This window comes from Streptococcus sp. HMSC064D12, from assembly GCF_001837205.1.
In the GTDB taxonomy this organism is placed as follows: domain Bacteria; phylum Bacillota; class Bacilli; order Lactobacillales; family Streptococcaceae; genus Streptococcus; species Streptococcus salivarius_D.
In genome coordinates, this window is sequence record NZ_KV831765.1 from 44,141 (window position 1) to 44,413 (window position 273).

The window sequence follows — 273 nt, forward strand, 5'->3', positions numbered from 1 at the left end:
CAACTTTCTTAGTTGTTGGGTTGTAGTAGTTTACTACTTGAGCCGCAGTGTTTTCAATATCTACACCACCAGGTACATCAGCTTTAACCGTTGTTGGGATGTCGAACTTGTAGTAACGTCCAAAGGCGAATTTAGTTGTGTCGATAACTTGTGTGTTTTCTGCATCGCCAAGTGACTTAGTGAAGCCAGCTTTAAGGGTTGCAGTGATCACACCGTTGTTAACTGTGATATCAAATTTGTCTGTGACTTCTGCGCCTGTTACTGAATCGTAGG

The 273-nt window shown here is 42.5% G+C and carries 1 protein-coding gene; it reads right to left on the reverse strand.

Annotated features, from left to right (window positions below):
- On the reverse strand, positions 1 to 273 hold a 273-nt coding region (locus HMPREF2697_RS10825), incomplete at both ends, for a hypothetical protein (RefSeq protein WP_180364366.1).